This is a genomic window from Gordonia rhizosphera NBRC 16068 (assembly GCF_000298195.1).
Lineage (GTDB): Bacteria > Actinomycetota > Actinomycetes > Mycobacteriales > Mycobacteriaceae > Gordonia > Gordonia rhizosphera.
The window spans coordinates 1-4050 of record NZ_BAHC01000099.1; the positions used below are offsets into that span (position 1 = coordinate 1).

At 68.9% G+C, this 4050-nt stretch carries 3 protein-coding genes and 1 pseudogene; all 4 read left to right on the forward strand.

The genetic code is table 11. From position 1 onward, the window contains the following. Positions 1-263 (forward strand): AAA family ATPase (locus GORHZ_RS11425; RefSeq protein WP_006333098.1); only part of this gene is annotated, 263 nt, incomplete at its 5' end. 117 nt (positions 264-380) lie between these two features. After that, the gene (gene alaS, locus GORHZ_RS11430) at positions 381-3059 is read left to right on the forward strand and encodes an alanine--tRNA ligase (RefSeq protein ID WP_006333099.1); all 2679 of its coding nucleotides are present in this window, start codon (positions 381-383) and stop codon (positions 3057-3059) included. Continuing rightward, positions 3056-3487, forward strand: a complete 432-nt coding sequence (ruvX, locus tag GORHZ_RS11435) for a Holliday junction resolvase RuvX (protein ID WP_006333100.1) — start codon at positions 3056-3058, stop codon at positions 3485-3487. The genes alaS and ruvX overlap by 4 nt, the downstream gene beginning before the upstream one ends. Before the next feature lie 100 nt (positions 3488-3587). Further along, a pseudogene (locus GORHZ_RS11440) lies at positions 3588-4050 on the forward strand (hypothetical protein); the annotation flags it as partial.

A 4050-nucleotide genomic window follows, 5' to 3' on the forward strand; every position in this document is an offset into this window, starting at 1 on the left:
CAGGGAAGTCCGGGGCCGTTCCCGCGCACCTGCGCGACAGCCACTATGCCGGCGCGAAGGGCCTGGGCAACGGGATCGGCTACCGCTACCCGCACGACGACCCCGACGCCGTCCTCGCCCAGCAGTACCCGCCCGACGAGCTGGTCGGCGTGGACTACTATCGCCCGACCGATCACGGCAACGAACGCGAGATCGGCGCACGCCTGGTTAAACTCCGTTCGATTGTGCGTGGAATGGTGCCGCGGACCTCGCGTCGGCGGTGAGTCGACCGGGGGAGACGTGGACATCTCTCGAGCGGCGGTAGGCTGGTGTGTCGACCAGCCCGGATGCCGCGACGTCGGGCGCCGAACCAACCGCAGACCACATCAAGGACGAACTCAGTGCAGACGCATGAAATCCGCCAGCGATTCCTGGATCATTTCATCAAGGCGGGTCACACCGAGGTGCCCAGCGCCTCGCTGATCCTCGACGATCCGAACCTGCTGTTCGTCAATGCCGGCATGGTCCCGTTCAAGCCGTACTTCCTGGGAGAGCAGACTCCGCCGTACTCGCGGGCGACGAGCGTGCAGAAATGCGTGCGCACCCTCGACATCGACGAGGTCGGCATCACCACCCGTCACAACACCTTCTTCCAGATGGCGGGCAACTTCTCCTTCGGCGACTACTTCAAGCGGGACGCGATCGCATTCGCGTGGTCGCTGCTCACCAACAGCCTCTCCGACGGCGGCTACGGCATCGACCCGCAGAAGCTGTGGCCGACGGTCTACCTCGACGACGACGAGGCCGAGGCCATCTGGCGCGACTATATCGGGGTGCCCGCCGAACGCATCCAGCGGCGCGGGCTCAAGGACAACTACTGGTCGATGGGTGTCCCCGGGCCGTGCGGGCCGTGTTCGGAGATCTTCTACGACCGCGGACCGGCCTACGGCGTCGAAGGCGGCCCGGAGGCCGACGAGGACCGCTACATCGAGATCTGGAATCTCGTGTTCATGCAGAACGTGCGCGGTCCCGGCGGCGGCAAGGAGAACTACGAGATCCTCGGGCCGCTCCCGAAGAAGAACATCGACACCGGCATGGGCATCGAGCGGGTCGCGTGCCTGCTGCAGGGTGTCGACAACGTCTACGAGACCGACCTGCTCAAGCCGATCATCGACCTCGCCGCCGAACTGACCGGGCGCGCCTACGGTGCGGGCGACCATGACGATGACGTCAAGTTCCGGGTGATCGCCGACCACGCACGCACCGCGGCGCTGCTGATCGGCGACGGGGTGCTGCCCGGCAACGACGGCCGCGGCTACGTCCTGCGCCGCCTGCTGCGGCGGGTGGTGCGGTCGGTGCGGCTTCTCGGCGCCGACAAACCGACCATGGGGGCGTTCATCAACCTGGTGATCGACACGATGTCGCCGTCGTACCCGAATCTTGCGACGCAACGCAAGCACATCGTCGACGTGGCGGTGGGCGAGGAGGCATCGTTCAGCAAGACCCTGGCCGCCGGGTCGAAGCTGTTCGCCGATGCGGCTGCCGCCACCAAGGCCGCCGAACGTACGACGCTGAGCGGATCGGACGCGTTCACCCTGCACGACACCTACGGCTTCCCGATCGACCTCACGCTGGAGATGGCCGCCGAAGCCGGCCTGACGGTCGACCAGGAGGGGTTCACCACCCTGATGGCCGAGCAGAAGAAGCGGGCCAAGGCCGACGCCACCGCCCGTAAGACCGGACACGCGGACATGTCGATCTACCGGGAGTTCCTCGATCGCGGACCGACCGACTTCACCGGCTTCGACGAGCTCATCTCCGAGGCCAAGGTGCTCGGTCTGGTCGCCGACGGTGCGCGGGTACAGTCGGCGACCCCGGGGCAGGAACTCGTGGTGGTACTCGACCGCACCCCGCTCTACGCGGAAGCCGGCGGTCAGATGGCCGACGTCGGCACCATCACCACCGGCGACGGCGTGCGCCTGCGCGTCACCGACGTGCAGAAGGCCGGCAAGTCGGTGTGGCTGCACAAGGTCGTCGTCGACGAGGGTGAGATCGCCGAGGGCGACGAGGTGATCGCGGCGGTCGACCAGCAGTGGCGACACGGTGCGACACAAGGACATTCGGGCACGCACATGGTGCATGCCGCGCTGCGCGAGGTGCTCGGGCCCAGCGCGACCCAGGCCGGGTCGCTCAACCGCCCCGGCTACCTCCGGTTCGACTTTCACTCCGGAAAACCCTTGTCGGAGAGCCAGCGTCGCGAGATCGAGGAGATCAGCAACGCCGCCGTCGAGGCGAACTACCCGGTGCACACCTTCGAAACCGGTCAGACCGAGGCGAAGTCGATGGGTGCCATCGCGCTGTTCGGCGAGAACTACGGCGACCAGGTCCGGGTCGTCGAGATCGGCGGCCCGTTCTCGATGGAGTTGTGCGGCGGCACGCATGTGGCGTCGTCGGCGCAGATCGGCCCGGTCACGCTGATCGGCGAGTCGTCGGTCGGCTCGGGTGTGCGGCGTGTCGAGGCCTACGTCGGCATGGACTCCTTCCGCTACCTGTCCAAGGAGCGTGCTCTGCTCGCCGGTCTCGCGTCGTCGCTCAAGGTGCCCTCCGACGAGGTGCCCGGCCGCGTCGAACAGCTGGTCACCCGGTTGCGCGACGCCGAGAAGGAGGTCGAGCGGCTTCGCGAGGAGTCGGCCCGTGCGGCCGCGTCGGGACTGATCGACGCCGCGGTCACCGCGGGCTCGACGCTCATCGTCGGCGGCCGGCTGCCTGACGGCATCGACGGCAACGGCCTGCGCACTCTCGCCGCCGATCTGCGGGGCAAGGTCGCCGACCGGTCCGCGGTCGTCGCGCTGTTCTCGTCGGTCGGTGACGGTGACGCGCCCAAGGTGCCGTTCGTCGTCGCCACCACCGACGCAGCACGGGCGCTCGGCATCAAGGCCGGCGACATCGTCAAGGAGATCGGCGGATTCGTCGGCGGTCGCGGCGGCGGCAAGCCGGACCTCGCCCAGGGCTCGGGGACCGACGCCGCCGGCATCGACGCCGCCATGGCCCGACTGCGCGAACTCGTCCGGGACCGGTGAGTGTGACCCGCGGACGCCGGCTCGGCGTCGACGTCGGCAGCGTCCGGATCGGTGTGGCCGTCTGCGATCCCGACGGCATCCTCGCGACACCGGTGGAGACCGTGCGCCGCACTCCCGACGGTGCGGGGGATATCGACCGCATCGCGGAGCTCGTCGCCGAGTACGAGGCGGTCGGCGTGGTGGTCGGTCTGCCCAAGACGCTGCGCAACGAGGCGGGCGCCGCGGCGCAGACCGCGCGTGAATTCGGTGATCGGCTCGCCGACCGGATAGCCCCGGTGGGTGTCGAGTATCACGACGAGCGTCTGACCACGGTCACCGCCACCCAGGCACTGCGTGCGAGCGGTGTGAAGGCGAAGTCCTCGCGTGGCGTGATCGATCAGGCCGCCGCGGTCGCTATCCTGCAGGGGTGGCTGGACACGCGAAAATGACCCCCGCACCTGACCGGCCCTGTGGCGCAGTGTACTTCATGATCATGAAGTTCCGCTGCACTTCGACCGAAGGCCACGGAAACAACCCGGGGGTCACCCGGTGAGCGATGACCGACATCGGGCTCGTCGGCACGACATCGCCGATCAACCCACCGAGCAGCTCGATCTCGACCGGCTCCGGTATTTCACCCAGCCGGCCGACGGGAAACCGTCGACACGTCACCGTCGTCGTCGGGCGGCGTTCGAGAACCCTGCGGAGAACCACCCCGCCGAGAACGCCACCGAGATCACCGGTTCCGTTCCGGTGAGTTCGGCGGCGCCGGGGCGCGGCCCGCAGACCCTCCCCGACGAGCCTGCGGCGACCGAGCTCGACGATCTGGGGTGGGAGGACCCCGCCGCCATCGGTCAGGAGCTGCCGCTCACGTCCGGTGAGTACCGCGACCCGCTGCGCAGCGCGGTGCCGCATCGGGCGCGGCCGCAGACGGTGGCGTCCGCCGAGGCGGCGACGACCTCGGTGCTCGCCGACGAGCCGCCGGCCGTGTCACCGCGGCCACCCCAGCCAC